At 67.2% G+C, this 20,488-nt stretch carries 20 protein-coding genes and 1 tRNA gene; 11 read left to right on the forward strand and 10 right to left on the reverse strand.

Annotated elements, in window-relative coordinates; all coding sequences use genetic code 11:
- Window positions 1-10 precede the first annotated feature (10 nt).
- The 6 genes from FFS10_RS14270 (at window position 11) to FFS10_RS14295 (ending at window position 4,740) form a co-directional block, all read left to right on the forward strand.
- Window positions 11-616, forward strand: a complete 606-nt coding sequence (locus FFS10_RS14270; RefSeq protein WP_137895138.1) for a YqgE/AlgH family protein — start codon at window positions 11-13, stop codon at window positions 614-616.
- Complete coding sequence (gene ruvX / locus FFS10_RS14275) at window positions 613-1,032, forward strand: Holliday junction resolvase RuvX (RefSeq protein ID WP_137895139.1); 420 nt, start codon at window positions 613-615, stop codon at window positions 1,030-1,032. The genes FFS10_RS14270 and ruvX overlap by 4 nt, the downstream gene beginning before the upstream one ends.
- A gap of 80 nt (window positions 1,033-1,112) precedes the next feature.
- Complete coding sequence (pyrR, locus tag FFS10_RS14280; RefSeq protein WP_249931307.1) at window positions 1,113-1,610, forward strand: bifunctional pyr operon transcriptional regulator/uracil phosphoribosyltransferase PyrR; 498 nt, start codon at window positions 1,113-1,115, stop codon at window positions 1,608-1,610.
- Between the two features lie 91 nt (window positions 1,611-1,701).
- Window positions 1,702-2,664 carry an aspartate carbamoyltransferase catalytic subunit gene (locus FFS10_RS14285; RefSeq protein WP_137895140.1) on the forward strand — a complete coding sequence of 321 codons (963 nt, stop codon included), beginning with the start codon at window positions 1,702-1,704 and terminating at the stop codon, window positions 2,662-2,664.
- 14 nt (window positions 2,665-2,678) lie between these two features.
- Window positions 2,679-3,971: a dihydroorotase gene (locus FFS10_RS14290; protein WP_137895141.1), complete on the forward strand. Its 1,293-nt coding sequence runs from the start codon at window positions 2,679-2,681 to the stop codon at window positions 3,969-3,971.
- A 16-nt stretch (window positions 3,972-3,987) separates the two neighbouring features.
- Window positions 3,988-4,740, forward strand: coding sequence for a lysophospholipid acyltransferase family protein (locus FFS10_RS14295; RefSeq protein WP_137895142.1), 753 nt, complete (start codon window positions 3,988-3,990; stop codon window positions 4,738-4,740).
- On the opposite strand, the gene FFS10_RS14300 is transcribed toward FFS10_RS14295, so the two are convergent.
- Window positions 4,737-5,882, reverse strand: a complete 1,146-nt coding sequence (locus FFS10_RS14300; RefSeq protein WP_137895143.1) for an ABC transporter ATP-binding protein — start codon at window positions 5,880-5,882, stop codon at window positions 4,737-4,739. The two genes, FFS10_RS14295 and FFS10_RS14300, sit on opposite strands and share 4 nt — an antisense overlap.
- A gap of 100 nt (window positions 5,883-5,982) precedes the next feature.
- Between FFS10_RS14300 and FFS10_RS14305 the strand changes: the two genes are divergently transcribed.
- From FFS10_RS14305 to FFS10_RS14315, 3 genes are all read left to right on the forward strand, one after another.
- Window positions 5,983-7,563: an ABC transporter permease gene (locus tag FFS10_RS14305; protein ID WP_249931305.1), complete on the forward strand. Its 1,581-nt coding sequence runs from the start codon at window positions 5,983-5,985 to the stop codon at window positions 7,561-7,563.
- A 142-nt stretch (window positions 7,564-7,705) separates the two neighbouring features.
- Window positions 7,706-7,987, forward strand: a complete 282-nt coding sequence (locus FFS10_RS14310) for a hypothetical protein (RefSeq protein ID WP_212744136.1) — start codon at window positions 7,706-7,708, stop codon at window positions 7,985-7,987.
- Window positions 7,988-8,124: 137 nt separating this feature from the next.
- On the forward strand, window positions 8,125-8,370 hold the full coding sequence (locus tag FFS10_RS14315; RefSeq protein WP_137895145.1) for a hypothetical protein: 246 nt from the start codon (window positions 8,125-8,127) through the stop codon (window positions 8,368-8,370).
- An 87-nt stretch (window positions 8,371-8,457) separates the two neighbouring features.
- Here the strand turns inward: FFS10_RS14315 and FFS10_RS14320 are convergent, their stop codons facing one another.
- The 6 genes from FFS10_RS14320 to FFS10_RS14345 form a co-directional block, all read right to left on the reverse strand.
- Window positions 8,458-9,183, reverse strand: coding sequence for a M48 family metallopeptidase (locus tag FFS10_RS14320; RefSeq protein ID WP_137895146.1), 726 nt, complete (start codon window positions 9,181-9,183; stop codon window positions 8,458-8,460).
- Complete coding sequence (locus FFS10_RS14325; RefSeq protein WP_137895147.1) at window positions 9,173-10,876, reverse strand: type I restriction endonuclease subunit R; 1,704 nt, start codon at window positions 10,874-10,876, stop codon at window positions 9,173-9,175. Before FFS10_RS14325 ends, FFS10_RS14320 begins: the two co-directional genes overlap by 11 nt.
- Window positions 10,873-12,060 (reverse strand): Fic family protein, encoded by a 1,188-nt coding sequence (locus FFS10_RS14330; protein WP_137895148.1) that lies wholly within the window; start codon window positions 12,058-12,060, stop codon window positions 10,873-10,875. Before FFS10_RS14330 ends, FFS10_RS14325 begins: the two co-directional genes overlap by 4 nt.
- A gap of 217 nt (window positions 12,061-12,277) precedes the next feature.
- A complete protein-coding gene (locus tag FFS10_RS14335; protein WP_137895149.1) occupies window positions 12,278-13,528 on the reverse strand; it encodes a restriction endonuclease subunit S in 1,251 nt (416 codons plus the stop codon).
- Entirely contained in the window at window positions 13,519-15,918 is a 2,400-nt protein-coding gene (locus FFS10_RS14340; protein ID WP_137895150.1) for a type I restriction-modification system subunit M, read from the reverse strand. The genes FFS10_RS14335 and FFS10_RS14340 overlap by 10 nt, the downstream gene beginning before the upstream one ends.
- A 222-nt stretch (window positions 15,919-16,140) precedes the next feature.
- A tRNA-Arg gene (locus FFS10_RS14345) sits at window positions 16,141-16,215 on the reverse strand.
- Window positions 16,216-16,310: 95 nt separating this feature from the next.
- Between FFS10_RS14345 and FFS10_RS14350 the strand changes: the two genes are divergently transcribed.
- Window positions 16,311-16,859 (forward strand): hemerythrin domain-containing protein, encoded by a 549-nt coding sequence (locus tag FFS10_RS14350; RefSeq protein WP_249931306.1) that lies wholly within the window; start codon window positions 16,311-16,313, stop codon window positions 16,857-16,859.
- A 20-nt stretch (window positions 16,860-16,879) separates the two neighbouring features.
- Here the strand turns inward: FFS10_RS14350 and FFS10_RS14355 are convergent, their stop codons facing one another.
- The 3 genes from FFS10_RS14355 to FFS10_RS14365 are packed head-to-tail and all read right to left on the reverse strand — an operon-like array spanning window position 16,880 to window position 19,565.
- Window positions 16,880-18,067, reverse strand: coding sequence for a vWA domain-containing protein (locus FFS10_RS14355; protein WP_137895151.1), 1,188 nt, complete (start codon window positions 18,065-18,067; stop codon window positions 16,880-16,882).
- Entirely contained in the window at window positions 18,061-18,684 is a 624-nt protein-coding gene (locus FFS10_RS14360; RefSeq protein WP_137895152.1) for a GNAT family N-acetyltransferase, read from the reverse strand. Before FFS10_RS14360 ends, FFS10_RS14355 begins: the two co-directional genes overlap by 7 nt.
- Before the next feature lie 38 nt (window positions 18,685-18,722).
- Entirely contained in the window at window positions 18,723-19,565 is an 843-nt protein-coding gene (locus FFS10_RS14365) for an AAA family ATPase (RefSeq protein ID WP_137895153.1), read from the reverse strand.
- Window positions 19,566-19,664: 99 nt separating this feature from the next.
- Between FFS10_RS14365 and FFS10_RS14370 the strand changes: the two genes are divergently transcribed.
- Window positions 19,665-20,327, forward strand: a complete 663-nt coding sequence (locus FFS10_RS14370) for a c-type cytochrome (RefSeq protein ID WP_137895154.1) — start codon at window positions 19,665-19,667, stop codon at window positions 20,325-20,327.
- Window positions 20,328-20,488: the final 161 nt, after the last annotated feature.

Genomic DNA, 20,488 nt, shown 5'->3' on the forward strand with positions numbered 1-20,488 from the left:
AAATCAAAAAATGCCTTCTGCCCCCGATTCTCCACTCACCAACCTCACGCATCATTTCCTGATCGCGATGCCGGGGCTGGAGGACGAGGCGTTTGCCCGCAGCGTGGTCTACCTGTGCGAGCACAGCGAGCGCGGCGCGCTCGGGCTGATCATCAACAAGCCCAGCGACATCAGCCTCAAGAACCTGTTCGACAAGGTCGACCTGCCGTTGCGCCGCAGCGACCTGATCGACGCGCCGGTGTTCCAGGGCGGGCCGGTGCAGACCGAGCGCGGCTTCGTGCTGCACGAGCCCATGACGGCCAGCGGCGCGCCGGCCGACGAATCCGTGTACGCCTCCACCATGGCCATTCCGGGCGGGCTGGAGATGACCACCTCCAAGGACGTGCTGGAGGCCCTGTCCACCGGCGCCGGCCCGCGCCGCGTGCTGGTCTCGCTCGGCTACTCGGCCTGGGGCGAGGGCCAGCTCGAGTCCGAGCTCGCGGAGAACAGCTGGCTGACCGTGGGCGCCGACCCGGCGGTCATCTTCGACACGCCGGTCGAGCAGCGCTACGAGCGCGCGCTGGGCCTGCTCGGATTGCAGTCCTGGATGCTGTCGCCGGGCGCGGGGCACGCATGAACCAGCCGGTTGCTGCGCCCGAAGTACCGCCCCAGTTCCAGACCTTTCTCGCGTTCGACTTCGGCCTCAAGCGCACCGGCGTGGCGGTGGGCAACCGGCTGATGCGCAGCGCCACGCCGCAGGGCACGATCAGGGCCGAGGGCGACGCGCGCTTCGTGCAGATCGCCGCGCGCATCCGCGAATGGCAGCCCGACGCGCTGGTGGTCGGCGTGCCCTTCCATCCCGACGGCGCGCCGCACGAGAATACCCGCCTGGCACAGCGCTTCGCGCGCCAGCTGCACGGCCGCTTCGGCCTGACGGTGTACCCCGTGGACGAGCGCTACAGCACCACCGAGGCGCTGCAGGGCGGCGCGCGCGACGCCGACGCGGCGGCGGCCTGCATCATTCTTGAACAGTTTCTGAGGAGCCTCCCATGACGAATCCGATGAGCGCCGCCGGGCCGTCCCAAGGCGCGAAGGCCCCCTCGGGGGGCAGCGAAGGACACGCAGTGCCGAGCGTGGGGGCCTTGTTGCTCGATGCCGAGGCCCTGTACCGCGAACTGCTGCGCGGCGTGCGCAGCCTCTGCGGCCCGCAGACCCGGCTGGTCGGCATCACCTCGGGCGGGGCCTGGCTGGCCGAGCGGCTGCAGCAGGACCTGGGCCTGGCCGGCGCGCCCGGCGTGATCTCCTCGGCCATGCACCGCGACGACTTCGCCCAGCGCGGCCTGGCCGCCGGCGGCCAGACCCAGCTGCCGTTCGAAGTCAACGGCGCCGAGATCGTGCTGCTCGACGACGTGCTCTACACCGGCCGCACCATACGCGCCGTGATCAACGAGCTGTTCGACTACGGCCGTCCGGCCAGCGTGCGGCTGGCCGTTCTGGTGGACCGCGGCGGGCGCGAGCTGCCGGTGCAGCCCGACTTCGCCGCCGCGCGCGTGGCGCTGCCGGCCGCGCAGTCGCTGGAGCTCGCGCGCGACGCGGCCGGCCGGTTCAGCTTCCACGTGGAAGGGCAGTAAATGAGCCCCCACGTTTGCGGCTGCGCCGCTGCTCTGCCCCCCGAGGGGGCCCAGGCCTCCCTAGGGGCGGCCCGTCGAGAGGCCTGACCCCATGCTTTACAAACGCAATCCCCAACTCAACAAGCACGGCGAGCTGATTCACCTGCTGTCCACCGAGGGCTTGTCGCGCGAGATCCTCACCCACATCCTGGACACGGCGGCCAACTTCGTCAGCGTCAGCGACCGCGAGGTCAAGAAGGTGCCACTCTTGCGCGGCAAGAGCGTGTTCAACCTGTTCTTCGAGAACAGCACGCGCACGCGCACCACCTTCGAGATCGCTGCCACGCGCCTGTCGGCCGACGTGATCAACCTGGACATCGCGCGCTCCTCGGCGTCCAAGGGCGAGTCGCTGCTCGACACCATCGCCAACCTCAGCGCCATGGCAGCCGACCTCTTCGTGGTGCGCCACAGCGAGTCGGGCGCGCCCTACCTGATCGCCCAGCATGTGGCCCCGCATGTGCACGTGGTCAACGCCGGCGACGGCCGCCACGCCCACCCGACCCAGGGCCTGCTGGACATGTACACCATCCGGCACTACAAGAAGGACTTCTCCAACCTCACGGTGGCCATCGTCGGCGACGTGCTGCACTCGCGCGTGGCGCGCTCGGACATCCACGCCCTGACCACCCTGGGCTGCGCCGAGGTGCGCGTGGTCGGCCCCAAGACCCTGGTGCCTGGCGACATGGCGCAGATGGGCGTGCGCGTCTGCCACAAGCTGGAGGAGGGCATCAAGGGCTGCGACGTGGTGATCATGCTGCGCCTGCAGAACGAGCGCATGAGCGGCGCCCTGCTGCCCTCGAGCCAGGAATTCTTCAAGAGCTACGGCCTCACGCCCGAGAAGCTGCAGTTGGCCAAGCCCGACGCCATCGTCATGCACCCGGGCCCGATCAACCGCGGCGTGGAGATCGACTCGGCCGTGGTCGACGGCCGCCAGAGCGTGATCCTGCCGCAGGTGACCTTCGGCATTGCCGTGCGCATGGCGGTGATGAGCATCGTGGCCGGCAACGAAGCCTGAGGAAGACAAGAACAATGAAGATCCTGATCAAGGGCGGCCGCGTCATCGACCCCGCCTCCAAGCTCGACGAAGTCTGCGACCTGGCCATCGCGGCCGGCCGCATCATCGCCGTCAAGCGCGTGGCCGCCGACTTCGTGCCCAACCGCGTGATCGACGCCAGCGGCTGCATCGTCGCGCCGGGCCTGGTGGACCTGGCCGTGCGCCTGCGCGAGCCCGGCCACGAGCACGAGGGCATGCTGGACAGCGAGATGGCGGCCGCCGTGGCCGGCGGCGTGACCAGCGTGGTCTGCCCGCCCGACACCGAGCCGGTGCTCGACGAGCCGGGCCTGGTGGAAATGCTCAAGTTTCGCGCCGAGAAGCTGCACCGCTCGCGCGTGTTTCCGCTCGGGGCGCTCACGCGCAACCTGCAGGGCGAGGTGCTGACCGAGATGGTCCAGCTGACCGAGGCCGGCTGCGTGGGCTTCAGCCAGGCCGAGGTGGCGCTGGCCAACACCCAGGTGCTGCAGCGCGCCCTCCAGTACGCCAGCACCTTGGGCTACCCGGTCTGGCTGCGACCGCAGGAGCTGTACCTGGGCAAGGGCGTGGCGGCCAGCGGGCCGCTGGCCACGCGCATGGGCCTGTCCGGCGTGCCGGTGGCGGCCGAGACCATCGCCCTGCACAGCATCTTCGAGCTGATGCGCGCCACCGGCGCGCGCGTGCACCTGTGCCGCCTCAGCAGCGCGGCCGGCGTGGCCCTGGTGCGCCGTGCCAAGGAAGAGGGCCTGGCCGTCAGCTGCGATGTGAGCATCAACTCGCTGCACCTGACCGACACCGACATCGGTTACTTCGACAGCCGCGCGCGCCTGAACCCACCGCTGCGCCAGCAGAAGGACCGCGACGCGCTGCGCGCGGCGCTGGCCGACGGCACCATAGACGCCCTGGTGTCGGACCACACCCCGGTCGACGAGGATGCCAAGACCCTGCCCTTCGCCGAAAGCGAGCCCGGCGCGACCGGCCTGGAGCTGCTCTTGAGCCTGGCGCTCAAGTGGGGCCAAGACAGCGGCGCCGGCCTGACGCGCGCCATCGAGGTACTGACCCAGGCGCCGGCGCGCGTGCTGGGCCAGGCCCTGGGCACGCTGCAGGCGAGTGCCGGCCAGCTGGTCGAGGGCGGCGTGGCCGATGTCTGCGTGTTCGACCCCGAGGCGCACTGGCAGGTGCTGCCCGAGGCGCTGCGCAGCCAGGGCAAGCACACGCCGTTCTCGGGCTACGAGCTGCCCGGCCGCGTGCGCTGCACCCTGGTGGGTGGCCACGTGGCCTACGAGGCCTGAGCCCCATGCGCTGCGCATGAAGCTGTTCGGAGCCCTGGCCAAACTGTGGCGCGGCCTGCTGCACATCGCGGTCGGCCTGTGGACCATCTACGCGCATTTCCCGCAGCTGGCGCCCACGCACCGCGAGGCGCGCGTGCAGGCCTGGGCGCAGCGCCTGCTGGCCCTGTGGGGCATCGAGCTGGTGGTGCGCGGCCAGCCGCCGCATGGCGGGCCCGTGCTGCTGGTGGCCAACCACATCTCCTGGCTGGACATCGTGGTCATGCATGCCGCGCGCCACTGCCGCTTCGTCTCCAAGTCCGACGTCAAGCACTGGCCCCTGGTCGGCACCCTGGCCGGGGCCGCCGGCACGCTCTACCTGGAGCGCAGCTCGCGCCGCGATGCCATGCGCGTGGTGCAACACATGGCCGAGGCCTTGCGCGAGGGTGACGTGCTGGCGGTGTTTCCAGAAGGTACGACCAGCGACGGCCTCACGCTGCTGCCGTTCCATGCCAACCTGATCCAGGCCGCGATCGCGGCCGAGGTGCCGGCGCAGCCGGTGGCGCTGCAGTTCGTCGACCGCGCCACGGGCCAGCTCAGCCTGGCGCCCTGCTACATCGGCGACGACACCCTGGTCGGTTCGATCTGGCGCACCCTGACCACGCACGGCATCCAGGCCGTGGTGAGCTTCGGCGAGCCGCAGCGGGCCGATGGGCGCGACCGGCGTGCCTGGGCCAACGCCTTGCGCCATCGCATCGCTGAGCTGCGCGAGCCTGCGCAGCGCAAGGTCTAAACGGGGGGAAGGGCAGGGCAGCGCTCGTCCACCACGCGTTCGCAGGGCATCTGGCACATCCGGCGCTCGTCCAGCGGGCAGGCGCGGTCGAAGGTGACCACGTGGTCGACCTGCGGCCTGATGCCTATCCACTCGCCGATCTTGTGGTCGTGGTGGCTGGGCACATGGGCCAGCACGGTCTCGCCGGTTTTCAGGCGCAGGGTGTAGAGGAACTCGGAGCCGCGGAAGGCCTTGCGCAGGATCTCGGCCTTCACCGGCGCGTCGTCGTCGTGCACGATGTCGTCGGCGCGCAGCAGCACGTCGCACTTGCCGTCCACGAACGCGCCGGGCAGGGGGCATTCCGCCATGTCGGTCAGCTCGCCCAGCGGCGTCTGCACCACCACCTGGTTGCCGACCGAGCGCAGCGTGGCCGGCGTGAACACCCCGTGGCCGATGAAATCGGCGACGAAGCGCGTGGCCGGGCGGTGGTAGAGCGTGTAGGCGTCGTCCCACTGGTGCAGTTGGCCCTCGCACATCACGCCGATCACGTCGCCGATGGCGAAGGCCTCGAGCTGGTCGTGCGTGACGAACAGGGCCGTGGCCTGCGCCGCCTTGAGGATGGCGCGCACCTCGTGCGCCAGGCGCTCGCGCAGGTCCACGTCGAGGTTGGAGAAGGGCTCGTCGAGCAGCAGCAGGCGCGGGCGCGGTGCTAGAGCCCGCGCCAGGGCCACGCGCTGCTGCTGGCCGCCCGAGAGCTCGTGCGGAAAGCGCCGCTCGGCGCCCGCAAGGCCGACCAGGGCCAGCACCTCGGCCACGCGCGCGGCACGCTCGGCGCGCGGCAGCGTGTGGATGCCGAAGCCCACGTTCTGGCCCACGTCCAGGTGCGGAAACAGGGCGTAGTCCTGGAACACCATGCCGATGCGCCGCGCCTCGGGCGCCACTTGGTGGGCGCTGCTGCTCACGAGCTCGCCGCCCAGGCGGATCTCGCCGCCGCTCACGGGCTCGAGGCCGGCCACGGCGCGCAGCAATGTGGTCTTGCCGCAGCCCGAGGGGCCGATCAGCACGCCGATCTCGCCGGCATGCAGGCCGAAGGACACGCCCTGCACCGCCGCCTGGGCGTGGCCGGCGTAACTGACATCGAGCTGGGAGACCTCCAGGAACATGGTGTGGATTGTAGATGCTTACAATTCTCATTCCTTTTGCCCATCCTTGTCGCGCCCCCTTTCCATGCCGTCGCACCGGCTCCGCCAATTCCTGCTGCTCATGCTGGCCTTCTGGCTCTGCGTGCCGGTGCTGGCCGTGCTGGGTTCCTGGCTGCAGTGGGACGAGGCCACGGCGGCGATCCTGCGCGAGATGGCGCAGACCGTGTTGCCGGACTACGTGGGCACCTCGGTGGGCCTGTGCCTGCTGGTGGCGCTGGGGGTGGTGCTCGTGGGCCTGAGCAGCGCCGCGGCCGTGACCCTGTTCGAGTTTCCGGGGCGCAGGCTGTTCGAGTGGGCCCTGCTGCTGCCGCTGGCCATGCCGGCCTACGTGGTGGCCTATGCCTACACCGATTTCCTGCAGTTCAGCGGGCCGCTGCAGACCTGGCTGCGCGCCGCCTTCGGCCTCGAGGGCCGGGTCCTGCCCGAGGTGCGCAGCCTGGGCGGCGCGGCCTGGGTCTTCACCTTCTCGCTCTACCCCTATGTCTACCTGCTGGCGCGCACCGCCCTGAGCGAGCGCGGCGCCCAGCTCATGGAGGCGGCGCGCCTGCTCGGCGCGCCGCTGCCCCGCCGCATCCGCGAGGTGGCCCTGCCGCTGGCGCGTCCGGCCGTGGCGGCCGGCGTGGCCCTGGCGCTGATGGAGACCCTGGCCGACTTCGGCGTGTCCAGCTATTTCGGCATCCAGACCTTCACCGCCGGCATCTACAAGGCCTGGCTGGCCATGGACAACCGCATCGCCGCGGCGCAGCTGGCCACCGTGCTGCTGGCCTTCGTGGTGCTGCTGCTGCAGCTGGAGCACCGCGCGCAGCGGCGCATGCGCTTTGCGGCCGGGCGCGGCGCGCGCGCCGGCTCGGCCGAGGCGCAGCCCGTGCGGCTGGCCGGGGGGCGGCGCGTGGCGGCCTGGGCGGTCTGCGGCCTGCCCGTGCTGCTGGGCTTCGTGCTGCCCGTGCTGTTCATGCTGCGGCCGTTGACGGCCGACTGGTCGGTGCTGCCCTGGGACCGCTTCGTCGCCTGGTCCTTCAACAGCGTGCGGCTGGGCGCGCTGACGGCGGCCCTGGCCGTGCTGCTGGCCCTGGCCCTGGCGTTCAGCCTGCGCCGCTCGCCGCGCGGGCTCACGCGCGGCGTGGTCCAGCTCACGGGCCTGGGCTATGCGATCCCGGGTGCCGTGATCGTGGTCGGCCTGCTGCTGCCCGTGGGCTGGCTGCAGGCGCTGGCGCCGCAGACGCGCGTGGGCTATCTGGTGACGGCCACGGTGCTCGGCTTGGTCTGGGCCTACCTGGTCCGTTTTTGCGCCGTGGCCCTGCAGTCGGTGCAAAGCGGCTATGCGCGCATCCCGCCCAGCCTCGACGACTCTGCGCGCATGCTGGGCGCGGGCGGCTGGCGCCTGATGTGGGGCGTGCACTGGCCGCTGCTCAGGCGCTCCACCGCGGCGGCGGCCCTGCTGGTGTTCGTCGACGTGATGAAGGAGTTGCCCGCCACCATGGTGTTGCGCCCCTTCGATACCGACACCCTGGCGGTGGTGGCCTACCAGCTGGCGCGCGACGAGCGCCTGGGCGAAGCGGCGCTGCCCTCGCTGGCCCTGGTGCTGGTGGGCCTGGTGCCGGTGATTTTGCTCAGCCGCACGCTGCGCGCCAGCCCGCGCTGAGGCGCCGCCGCCTGCGCGCGGCCGTTCTTACATTTGTTGACATCCGCGGAGATTCGGGAGGATGATGTTCGCAAGCTGAATGGGAAAAAATAAAAACTTTGGTTAACAGTTTTTGGCCGTTCGTCGTCCGAGGAGGGATGTCATGAAATTTCAGCTGTTCGAACCGCGCAGCGACGCGCACATCCGCAAGGCACGCGAGTACCTGAACGAGGCCCATCTGGCGCGCATCGAGCACCAGGTCGCGGCCGAGCACCACCTGGCGCTGGCGCGCATGTACTCCGAACGGGTGGCGCGCCTGGAGGTCGAAATCAGCAACGCCCTGCAGCCCCTGCCGTTCAACGCGCCACGCCCCCCGGAAGAAGCGCGCGCGAGCGCCGAGCCGGCGCTGTTTCCGGTGCCTGCGGCCCGGGCGGCGCGCAGCTGAGCGGGCCGGCCGCGCGCGGGCAGCGCGCTGGTCTCCGCCGAGTCCGTGAGAGCGATTTGGATGATGTGCATCAACTCGCCAGTGCAAGCTCTCGCCTACAGTGAACCAGCGGCAGCCCGTCCGTCCTGGAGCATCAAATGAGCGATTCCAATCGATTGCACTGTGGTGTGCTGGACATCGAGGTCCGCGCCGACCAGTCCCTGACGCGCTGCATCATCGAAAACCAGTGCTTCAGCGACGATCCCTGTCCCTTGCAGACGCATTTCAACGCTCGGCGGGTCAAGAGCCTCTTGTTCGCGGGTGGATCCGGGGTTGCCTATCCAGGCCGCTCCTGCATGAAGTCGCCAGGGGCCGCGGGCCCGGCGGGCCTGAAGAAGGCTTGACAGGCGATTCGAGCCGGCCGGCTGGCTGCGACGATCAGCCTGAGCTCCGCATAAGTCGTCTTTGCGGTTTTGTTCAGCCGGGCACCGCTATTCCCAACGCTCATGTCCCAGGGTGCCGGCATTCAGCCTGTCCCGGCGGCTTCGCCAGTCCGGCAGATGCCGATCCATCAGCGCCGTGAACCGTTCCGAGTGATGGCGCTCCAGCAGGTGCACCAGCTCATGCACGACGATGTACTCCAGGCATGGCGCGGGCTTCTTGGCGAGCTCCAGGTTCAGCCAGATCCGACCGGCCGATGGGGTACAGCTTCCCCACTTGGTCTTCATCTTCTTCACGCCCCAGGCGCTCACCCGAACGCCGACGACTGCCTGCCACTTGTCCAATAGCGGCGGAATGAGTGCCTTGAGTTGCTCCCGGTACCAGTTCAGTAGCACGGTTTCCCGTGCTTCGGTCGGGCTGCCGGGGCGCACGAACAGATCGAGACTGGCCACGCCGCGCAGCGCCACCCGGGCCGGCGCCTCCTGCTCGTGCACGCGCAGGCGATAGCGCCGGCCAAGGAAGTAGTGACTTTCTCCGTTGACCATCTCGCGCTCGGATTGGCGCGGCTGCGCGGCGAACCGGGCGCGCTGGCGCTTGATCCATGACAGCTTGTCGATCACGGCCAGCCGAACCGCCTCGTCGCTCACCACCAAGGGCGCCGCCACGCGCACGCGTCCGTTGGGCGGATAAACACCCAGGTGCAGGTTCTTGATGTCCTTGCGCACCACCTCCACCGCAATGCCGCTGACGCTCAGGTGCCGCTGGCTAGTAGTCATTCTGGTTCTTCACCAAGTCCAGGATGCGGTCGGTCTCGGACTCCAGCCCGGCCGGTGCTGCTGCGGCCCCTGTTTCCTGCGCCGCCAGGCCGCGGTCTTCAGGGATCGCCTTGGCCAGCACGAAGCGGATGTCCGCCACGATCTTCTTCAGCCGGTCCTGGCTCGACAGCACCCGCTGCATCGTGCCCCACTTCTGCTTGAGCTGGGCCTTGGCCAGGTCGTTCAGGCCCTTGGTCTTGGCGTCAAACCATTCGTCGATCTTCTTCTGGGAGGTGATCGACTGGTCGATGTCGCGCGCCTCGTAACGCAGGTCGAGCACCACACCCTCGCGCACCGCCTGGTCGAACTTGTAGGTGTGGATGTAGCGGCCGAAGACCTCGATGCTCTTTTGCTTGTCGGCCTTGAGCAGCGGCGTGCCCGTGAAGCCGATCAGTAGGGCGTTCGGCATCAGCGCCTTCATCGCCTTGTGCAGATCGCCGCTCTGGGTACGGTGGCATTCGTCCACGAACACGTACAGATCGCCCTTGGGCGAGAAGTCCGGTGGCAGGTTCCGCAGGGACTGGATGAATTCCCGGGTGCCTTCCCCGTTGTCATCCTCGTCCCCACCCTTGCCGCCGAACTTGTGCACCAGCGAGCAGAGCAGGGAGATGTCCGCGTGGTTCAGCTTTTCGATCAGGTCTGCGCCGCTCCTGGTGCGGTAGATGCTTTCCTGGACGCCGACGAAGACCTTCTCGATCTGCTCGTCCAGCTCCGTGCGGTCGGTGATGATCAGCACCCGCGACCCGGTGCGGTTGGCCAGGATCCACTTGGCCAGCCAGACCATGGTCAGGCTCTTGCCGCTGCCCTGGGTGTGCCAGAGGATACCGCCCTCGCGCCGGCGAATGAAGTCCTGCGCCGCCTTGACGCCGAAATACTGGTTCTGCCGGCAAACCTTCTTGGTGCCCGCGTCGAACACCACGAAGTTGTGGATCAGTTCCAGCAGCCGGGCCGGGCGGCAGACCTGCAGCAGGTGGCGGTCCAGCAGGTTCGCCTCGGCTGCATCGGGCCCGGTGTCCTCGACCCACTGCAGGTAGTACTTTTCCGGGGTTTCGATGGTGCCGTAGCGAAGGCCCTCGCTGTCATTGCCGGCCATCACCCATTGCAGGGTCGAGAAGAACGGCTGGATGAATTCTTTCTTCTGATTGTCCAGGTTCTGGCGGATGCCCTCCGACACGGACACCGTGGAACGCTTGAGCTCCAGCACGCCCAGCGCGATGCCGTTCACGTAGAGCACGACGTCCGGCCGCTTGCCGGCCGCCTTGGCATCGGCACCCTTGACGGTCACCTCCTCGGCCACCGCGAAGTCGTTCGCCGCGGGGTGCTGCCAGTCGATCAGCCAGACGGTGACGGTGTTCTCGCCGATCTCGGGCCGCAGCTTCACCCCATAGCGCAGCAGCGTGTAGACCGCCTTGTTGCGGTCGTACAGGCTCTTGCTCATGTCTTCCGCCGTCTTCTGCAGCTCGTGCAGGGCGCGCTTGATCAGGCCGTCCGGCACGCCGCGCTGGTGCAGCCAGGGCCGCAGCACATTAGCTTCGATGTTCCGGTTGTCCGGGCGGTCGAGCCAGTTGCCGAGCGGGCGGTAGCCCAGCCGCTCGCGCAGCAGGGCCAGCACGCGGGCCTGGGTTGTCTTTTCGATCTGTCCAACGCCGCTCATGCTTCTCCCTGGGGTGCCTGGTGCGGGGGCGCCGCGCCCGCCAGCGGCGCGGAAATAAAGCCCTCGCGCGACAGCGCGTGTATCACGCCGCGCATCAGGTAGTTGTTGTCAAAGCCTAGCGTGTACTGCCGCGCGTTCGGCTGTACCGGCTGCAGCATCCTGCGCTCGACCAGCTTGCGCAGCTGGTAGGTGCGCTGCGTCGCGTTGAGGCCGGGCATGGCCGGCGCCAAGTCGCCTGCTTTGGCCACGCCAGCGTCCACGGTGGCCTTCAGCACGGCCTCTTCCTGCGGCGTGATCAGGCCGCGCGCGCGGGCGTAAGCCAGGGCCGGCACCAGAATCCTGCCGCTCAGGTAGTCGTAGCGGGTGAGCTGGTCCACCTTCTTCAGTTCCACCAGCACCCCCTGCAGCACGTAGGTGCACCAGCGTTCCAGTTGGTCGGGCCGGCCGCTGTCGGCGCAGGACAGCATCTCGTAGTACTTTTCCCGGTCGTTGCAGAACACCGCCGTGGGGTTCAGCACCCGGCCGCCGGCCGTCACCTTGAAGCCGTACTTGATCAGCAGCGCATAGGTCAGCAACCGCACCACGCGCCCGTTGCCATTGCCAAAGGGGTGAACCCAGCCAAAGCGGTGGTGGGCCAGTGCCACCTTGATCAGGTCGTATTTCGGCGCGTCATCCTGGTTGATGAAGGCCACCAGCTCCTGCATGTAGGCGGGCACCTGCACCGCCTCGGGCGGCTGGTGGTCCGACTGGGCGATCGACACGGCACCTCTGCGGTAGGCGCCGGGGGTCTTGTCGCCTTCGCGTTGCAGGTCGTTCACCGTCATCGCGTGCAGCTCGCGGATGAAGTGCTCAGACAAGGTGGCGCCGGGCTGCATGGCCTCTTCCACGTAGGCCATGGCCTGCTCGATGTTGGCGATCTCGCGCAGCGGGTCGGCGCCCGGGCCGCCGCCGCCCACGGCACTCTCCACATAGTCGGCCAGCGTGGTGTGGTTGCCCTCGATGCGGGCCGAGCCCAGGCTCTCCAGCATGTGGAAGACATGCTTGAGCTGATAGAACACCGGCGCCGGCGTGGTGCCCGCCAGCTGCAGGCGGCGCAGGTGTTCCAGTTCGGTCAGCACGTCCACCAGCGGCGAGTCGAACGCCGGGTTCAGCAGCTTCAGATCGAAGTGGACAAATGCAGCCATGCGGACAGGATATCTTGAAACTCTGTCCTGGCGAAGTTCAATCGCCATGAAAAATGCAAACAAGAACAATGGCTTGCGGACGCCAGTCGCCGATGACAACTGGAATCATGCGGTTTGCCGATCTGCAAGCACCGGCCCGTGCATCTGCAGGCAGTGCCGCATCGGGCACCCGTCGCCCGGCCGATCGCCGGCTGGGGGCGCCCGGCGCGTTCCGCGCTCAGACCAGCCGGATGCGGCCGGTCAGCAGCGCCTGCATCATGCCCTGCTTGAGCGCGTGGGTCTTGTCGCGGCGGGCTTCGAGGGCGGCGATCTCGGCGTCCATGTCGGACAGGACGGTGGCGATGGCGGTTTGTTCTGCAATTGGCGGAAAGGGTACTGATATTGATCTAATTATTCTTAGATTCAGTCCGCCTCGACCACCGTCGCCTGTAGACAAAGACCGCAACTCGTCGTATCGGGCGTCCAGGTTGTAATAAAGATAAGTTGGGTCGAATGACGCATTCGGAAATATGGCTGCAATCGACTGATTGGTGCAAAGCTCGACGTAGTTAATCGCCACTGTTCCTCTCGTCTTTCCTTGGCCGGCTAAACCGACCAAGACGCAGTACGATGGGATAATTTTCGTGCTTGAGTTTTTCAGTCCCTGCTCCGAAATTCGTCCTGCAACATCATTTACACGCTTCATGTTCAACTCACCGGAGCTCATCCAGCGAATGGAGCCGCCCCAGTATGCCGCGACGGTCGTGCTCGGTGTTCCGCCCGCTGTGCAATCTGTGAACTCTCCGATGCACTTCGATTCCCATGGCTCATCAAACCCCGGCAGCCGGGTCTGGCCGGTGAGAAGTTGCTGCATGGCGGCCTGCTTGAGGTCGCGCTTCTTGGCGATGAGTTGGTCGAGCTTGGCGAGCAGGGCGTCCACGTCCGAAAGTGCGGAGGCGATGGCGCGTTGTTCGGGTTCTGGCGCGATAGGAACTCTGACACCGCTCAGAACAGCCTGATTAAGCGATGCCATCGTAGTTCCAACAGCATTTTGAAGAAGCCATGACTGCACCTGATGTCGGCGGAATTGCCAGGCCAAGTAGGGGGCGTGACATGATTGGCTGGGGCGCAGACTGATCCCGTCAGAGCCGAGAAACCAGCCGTCTTGAGGGGCGTCGACCAAGACCGACCGATCAACTGCCCCTTTTCTTCCAAAAACTATGTCGCCGACTCGCAGCACATATTGCGGGAGCCGGTTCACGACAACCTCGGGGACGAGTGGCGTCTTGTTCGTGATCCGAAATGTGCCGTGTCCAATCTCTCCCACGGAGATGAGCGGGACCCCATTCGATCCCGAATATTCCTCTGCTTTGAGCAACGTGCCGAATGGGCCTGTTCTGATTTGACCAAGGTCGCCGACGGCTTTGATCTCCCAATCCTCCGGAATCACGCCCACATCGGTTTTCTTGTAGGCAGGCCTCAGTTCCATGCGAACCCCATGCTCTTCAGGTGCTCGTCCACCCGCGCCGCCAGCGTCTCCACCTCGTCCAGCAGCGCCGGCAGCGGCGTGGCGTAGCGCTCGGCCAGCTGGCGGATGCGCGCGGTCAGCGCCTGGCTCACGCGGTCCAGCTCGCCTTGCACGGCGGCGGTGAGGGCGGCCAGCCATTTGTCGTCCACCACCAGGGTCTGGATCTCTGTGGGGGTGAGCTCGGCGTAGCGCACGGCCACCCGGGCGTCGAGCGCCTTCTGCGCGTCCTTCACCTTTCGGCCGGCGGCGGCTTCCTGGTCGATCAGGGTCAGACATTGCCGTAGCAAAGCGATCTCACCAGGCTCTGCAACGTCGATGCCACCTTCTTCAGCAGCCTGAAGGCGTGTCTTGACGCTGGCTTTCGTGAGTTTGCCCTTCTCGGTTCTCGCCTCAAACAGCAGGCTGTCCTCACCGCTGTGTTCCTCGTCCAGCTCCTCGATCTGGCGGGCGAGGGCGTCGCGGGCGGCCTCCAGCGTTTCGATGGCCTGCTGTTCGGCGCTGAAGTAGCGCGCCACGATCAGGCGCGGCGGGATCAAGTCGGTGTTGGGCTGGCCCTTGTCGTCCACGGCGCGCCAGCCGTCCAGCGCGATCTGCCAGGCGTCGTCCTGCATCGTGTCGGCCCAGTAGTCCATCAGGTGCTGGTAGACGTCGTAGGCGTCGATCAGCGGGGCGGCCTGGAAGGCGGCGAGCAGGCGCTCGGACAGGGTCTCGATCAGGACCTTGGGCCGGTCGCCGGTCTGGATGCCGGCCAGCAGCGGGCGATGCTGCTGCTTCCAGGCATCGAAGCGCTGGCGGGCCTGCTGCTGGAAGGCAGTGAACTCGGGATGGCCGAAGATGCCGGCCTTGATCTGGCCGGGCTCGACGCGCAGGCGGCTGTAGCCGGGGCGGTCGGCGTCGGCGAAAAGGGCGGCGCGCACCGAGGGCAGCACCTGCCAGTAGGCGGCGAGGCCGTCCAGATCGCGGTGGGGGATGCCGCCTTTCAGGTGGGCCGCTATGTCCTGCAGGTCCTCGGGTTCGCTGCTGTCGATGTAGCGCGGCAGGTTGAGGTTGAAGTCGTTGGCCTCGATCTCGGCCAGCGGCACCAGGCGCGCGTAGCGCGGGTCGTCGTCCAGCTGCCGTGTGAAGGTGTCGACGATCTTGTGGATGTCCTGCGCGCGCAGGCGGTTCTTGTTGCCGTCCTTGATGAAGCCCCGGCTGGCATCGATCATGAAGATGCCCTTGCGGCCGGCGGCGCCTTCCTTGTCGAGCACGACGATGCAGGCCGGGATGCCGGTGCCGTAGAACAGGTTGGCCGGCAGGCCGATGATGGCCTGGATGAAGCCGCGCTGGACGATGTTGCGGCGTATGCCGCCCTCGGCGCCGCCGCGGAACAGCACGCCATGCGGCAGGATGACCGCGCCCTTGCCTGTGCTCTTGAGGCTCTTGAGGATGTGCAGCAGGAAGGCGTAGTCGCCGTTCTTGGCCGGCGGCACGCCGTACTCGAAGCGGCTGAACAGGTCGTTGACCGGGTCGATGCCGTTGCTCCAGGCCTTGGTGGAGAACGGCGGGTTGGCGACCACGTAGTCGAACGTCTGCAGCGCGCCCATGTGGAGGAAGTGCGGGCTGGACAGGGTGTTGGCCTGCCAGATCTCGGCGGTGGGGCAGTCGTGCAGCACCATGTTCATGCGTGCCAGGGCGCTGGTGGCGTTGTCCATTTCCTGGCCATACAGGGCCAGGTCCAGGCCGGTGCGGCTTTTCGCTTCGTCGTGCGCCTTGAGCAGCAGCGAGCCCGACCCGCATGTCGGGTCGTAAATGCTCTGGCTGGCGTGGTGAGCCTGGCCCAGGCCGATGACCTGCGCCATGACCCGCGAGACTTCGGCCGGGGTGTAGAACTGGCCCTTGCTCTTGCCGGACTCGGTGGCGAAGTGGCGCATCAGGTATTCGTACGCGTCGCCCAGCAGGTCGTCGCCCTCCGCGCGGTTGCGGCCGAAGTCCAGGCTTTCGAAGATGGCGACCAGTCGGGTGAGCCGGTCCACCATCTCCTTGCCTTTGCCGAGCTTTTCCTCGTCGTTGAAGTCGGCCACGTTGATGGCGCCCTTGAGCGACTCGTTGGCATCGGCCAGCCGGCCGATCAGCTTGTTGATCCTGTCGCCGATCTCCTTGTCGTTCTTGAGCTTCACCATGTCGGCAAAGCTGCCGCCGGGCGGCACCTCGATCAGGGCATTCGGGTCGCCGGCGTACTTGTCGGAGACGTATTTGACGAACAGCAGGACCAGTACGTAGTCCTTGTACTGGCTGGCGTCCATGCCGCCGCGCAGCTCGTCGCAGGACTTCCAGAGGGAGGAATAGAGTTCGGATTTCTTGAGGGCCATCGGTGATTTCAGTGCGCCGGTCGGTCGAATTTCGTGGGTACGGCCCGCCCTGGAAGTCCCTCCACCTGGCCAGCGGCACGCATGGCTGGGTACCGGTCCATGGCGCGGCTGTTTGGCGGCAGCTCATGGGACGAGGGCACGGCGCCAGACCACAAAAAAACCCGCCACGCCGGGAAACGTGCGGGTTTCTGATATGCCATGAGACTGGAGGATGCGAGTCTGTGGCGCCCCCAGCAGGAATCGAACCTGCATCTAGCGCTTAGGAGGCGCTCGTTCTATCCATTGAACTATGGCGGCGTGCCCTGGATTGTAATGGCCGCGCCGCTTTCCTTTTCCTGGATCAAGCAAGCGTCTTGCGGCGCGCCGCACAATGGGGCTTTTCGAGGATGAACATGGGATCTTCAGCGTCGTTGCCGGGCTTCGAGGCGCCGGCGGTCGGGTTCGAGCAGCCGTTCGAGATGCTGCAGGCTTGCCACGAGCGGGTGCAGCGCAGCCTGGGACTGCTCGAGCGCCTGATGGCGCACATCGAGGCCCAGGGGCATGACGGCGCGTCGCGCTCGGCCGCGGCCGACGTGCTGCGCTATTTCGATATCGCCGCGCCGCTGCACCACGAGGACGAGGAGAAGCATGTGTTCCCGGCCTTGTGGGACAGCACCGACGAGGACCTGCTGGCGGCGATTGCGACGCTGCAGCGCGATCACGAGCGCATGGCGGCGCTCTGGCAACGCCTGCGCGAAGTGCTGCTGCAGTGGCGCGATGCGGCGCAGCCGCCGGCCATCGATGCGGCCGCGCGCGCCCTGGCGCGTGAATTCATGGCCTGCTACGACGCCCACATCGCGACCGAGGAGCAGCGCGTCTATCCCGCGGCCCGGCTGCGCTACGACGCCGCGGGCCTGGCGCGCATAGGCGCCGAGATGCAGGCGCGCCGGCGCGGCGGCTGAACGCCCGGCCTCTTCGGCGCCTACTTGCTCAGCATGCGCATGGCTTCTTCCAGCCCCCTGAGCGTGAGCGGGTACATGCGCTGGCCCATCAGCTGCTGGACGATGGCGATGCTCTGGCGGTACTGCCAGATGCCGGGCGGCTCGGGGTTGATCCAGGCGAAGCGCGGGAAGGCGTGAGTCAGGCGCTGCAGCCATTCGGCGCCGGCCTCCTCGTTGTTGTATTCCACGCTGCCGCCGGGCTGCAGGATCTCGTACGGACTCATGGTCGCGTCGCCGATGAAGACCAGCTTGTAGTCCTTGTTGTACTTGCGGATGATGTCCCAGGTCGGGAATTTCTCCGCGTAGCGGCGGCGGTTGTGCTTCCACATGAAGTCGTAGACGCAGTTGTGGAAGTAGTAGAACTCCAGGTGCTTGAACTCGTTCTTCACTGCCGAGAACAGCTCCTCCACGCGCTGCACATGCTCGTCCATGGTGCCGCCCACGTCCATCAGCAGCAGCACCTTCACGTTGTTGTGCCGCTCGGGCACCATCTTGATGTCCAGGTAGCCGGCGTTCGCTGCCGTGGCGCGTATGGTGTCGGGCAGGTCGAGTTCCAGCTCGTGGCCCTCGCGCGCGAACTTGCGCAGCCGGCGCAGCGCGACCTTGATGTTGCGCGTGCCGAGCTCCTGGCTGTCGTCGTAGTCCTGGTAGCTGCGCTGCTCCCAGACCTTGACCGCGCTCTTGTTGCCGCCCTTGCCGCCTATGCGCACGCCCTGCGGGTTGTAGCCGCTGTGGCCGAAGGGCGAGGTGCCGCCCGTGCCTATCCACTTGCTGCCGCCCTCGTGGCGCTCCTTCTGCTCCTCGAAGCGCTTCTTGAGCGTCTCCATGAGCTCGTCCCAGCCCATCTTCTCTATCCTGGCCTTCTCCTCGGGGCTGAGCTCGCGCTCCAGCCCCTTGCGCAGCCACTCGAGCGGCACCTCCTTGGTGAAATCGGCCAGCATCTCCACGCCCTTGAAGTAGGCGGCAAAGGCGCGGTCGAACTTGTCGAAGTGCTTCTCGTCCTTGACCAGCGCCGTGCGCGCCAGGTAGTAGAAGTCGTCCATGGACCAGGCGTCTTCCGAGCCCGGTCCGACCACATGGGCCTGCAACGCTTCGAGCAGGGTCAGGTATTCCTTGACCGACACTGGCAGCTTGGCTGCGCGCAGGGTGTAGAAGAAGTCGATCAGCATGGGCGATCTCCTGGGGCGGATGCGGCGCGCGGCCGCTCGAGCTGATGCGCCAGGTGCCGGCGGACCGCGGGCCACTCGCTGGCGACGATGCTGTAGACGCAGGTGTCGCGCAGGCTGCCGTCGGCCATGATCTGGTGCTGGCGCAGCACGCCGTCGAGCTTGGCACCCAGGCGCTCGATGGCGCGGCGGCTCGCATGGTTGAAGAAATGCGTGCGGAACTCCACGGCGATGCAGTCCAGCGCCTCGAACGCGTGGGCCAGCAGCAGGCGCTTGCACTCGGTGTTGAGGGCGCTGCGCTGCACGCTGCCGCGCAACCAGGTCGAGCCGATCTCCAGGCGGCGGTTCTCGGAGTCGATGTTCATGTAGGTGGTCATGCCCACCGCGCGCCCGCTCGCGGCATCGAGCACTGCGAAGGGCAGCATGCGGCCCTGGGCCTGCAGGGACAGGCGGCGCGCTATCTCGGCCGCCATGCCATCGGGCGCGGGAATGGCGGTGTACCAGAGCGTCCACAGTTCGCCGTCGTGCACGGCCTCGACCAGATCGCCGTGGTGGCCAGCGGCCAGCGGCACCAGCATGGCGTGCCGGCCGGACAAGGTCACGGGGGTGGTGAAGGCCATCTCGGTCCGTCCTCTGCAGCGGCGCCGGCGCGCTGCGCTCAGCGGTTGCGCTGGTTCATGAACACCAGCTTCTCGAACAGGGTCACGTCCTGCTCGTTCTTGAGCAGGGCGCCGACCAGCGGCGGCACGCTGACCTTGTTGTCGGCGCTTTGCAGCGCCTCGAGCGGAATGTCCTCGGCCATCAGCAGCTTGAGCCAGTCCAGCAGTTCGGAGGTGCTGGGCTTCTTCTTGAGTCCGGGCAGGTTGCGCACGTCGTAGAAGGTGCGCATGGCCGAGCCCAGCAGCTCCTGCTTGAGGCCGGGGAAATGCACGTCGACGATCTGGCGCATGGTGTCGGCGTCGGGGAACCTGATGTAGTGGAAGAAGCAGCGGCGCAGGAAGGCGTCGGGCAACTCCTTCTCGTTGTTCGAGGTGATGAACACCAGCGGGCGGTGCTTGGCGCGCACCAGCTCGCGCGTCTCGTAGCAGTAGAACTCCATGCGGTCGAGCTCGCGCAGCAGGTCGTTCGGGAACTCGATGTCGGCCTTGTCGATCTCGTCGATCAGCAGGGCCACCGGCTGGTCGGCCGTGAAGGCCTGCCACAGCACGCCCTTGACGATGTAGTTGTGGATATCCTTGACCTTCTCGTCGCCGAGCTGCGAGTCGCGCAGCCGGCTGACGGCGTCGTACTCGTACAGCCCCTGCTGGGCCTTGGTGGTGGACTTGATGTGCCACTGCAGCAGCGGCAGGTTCAGCGCCTGGGACACCTCCTCGGCCAGCATGGTCTTGCCGGTGCCGGGCTCGCCCTTGACGAGCAGGGGGCGCTTGAGCGTGATGGCGGCGTTGACGGCCAGCATCAGGTCCTGGGTGGCGACGTAGGTGGAGGAGCCTTGGAATTTCATGGTGCGATGGAGGTGAAAGGCACGCTGCCGGGGCGTAGCTGGGGGCCGATATAATGCTCGATTGATCCAACTCAATCAACGAATGATTGTGCGCGCAAAATGAACAAGTTGTTGACCACGGTGTTTGCCTTTGCTGTCGCTTCCGTGACGGCGCTTTCCGCCCAGGCCCAGGAAGTCAAGGGTGACGTCAAGGCCGGCGAAGGCAAGATCGCCATGTGCATAGGCTGCCATGGCATCCAGGGCTACCAGGCCAGCTTTCCCGAGGTGCACAAGGTGCCCATGATCTCGGGCCAGGGCGCCAAGTACATCGTGGCCGCGCTCAACGCCTACAAGAAGGGCGAACGCAAGCATCCCACCATGCGCGGCATCGCCGACACGCTGAGCGACCAGGACATGGCCGACGTGGCCGCCTACTACGAGCAGCACGGCAAGGCCGAGGGCGCCGGGGCCAAGGCGGCGCGCGAGCCCAGCGCCCAGGTGGCCGAGCTGCTGAAGAAGGGCGCTTGCGTGTCCTGCCACGGCGACAACTTCTCCAAGCCCATCGACCCGAGCTACCCCAAGGTCGCCGGCCAGCACGCCGACTACCTGTTCGTCGCGCTCAAGTCCTACAAGAGCGAGAAGAGCGCCCAGGTCGGCCGCGCCAACGGCGTGATGGGCGGCGTAGCCAAGCAGTTCTCCAACGCCGAGCTCAAGGCGCTGTCCGGTTACCTGGGCTCGCTAGAGGGCGATCTCAAGACCCTGCCGCAGTCCAAGTTCCGCTGAAGCCCGGCACCGACCCATGAAAAAGCCCGCGACCGCGGGCTTTTTTGCGGTGCGCCCGGCAGGGCGCACCCACTCGGAGGTGAAAGTCCTCTACTCGCCCGGCAAGGGGAAGAGTTAGCCGAAGGCAAGGGTTTCGCGGGCGACTGCGAGTCTGAAGGAAG

Source organism: Ramlibacter sp. 2FC, from assembly GCF_005503345.1.
In the GTDB taxonomy this organism is placed as follows: Bacteria; Pseudomonadota; Gammaproteobacteria; order Burkholderiales; family Burkholderiaceae_C; genus SCMQ01.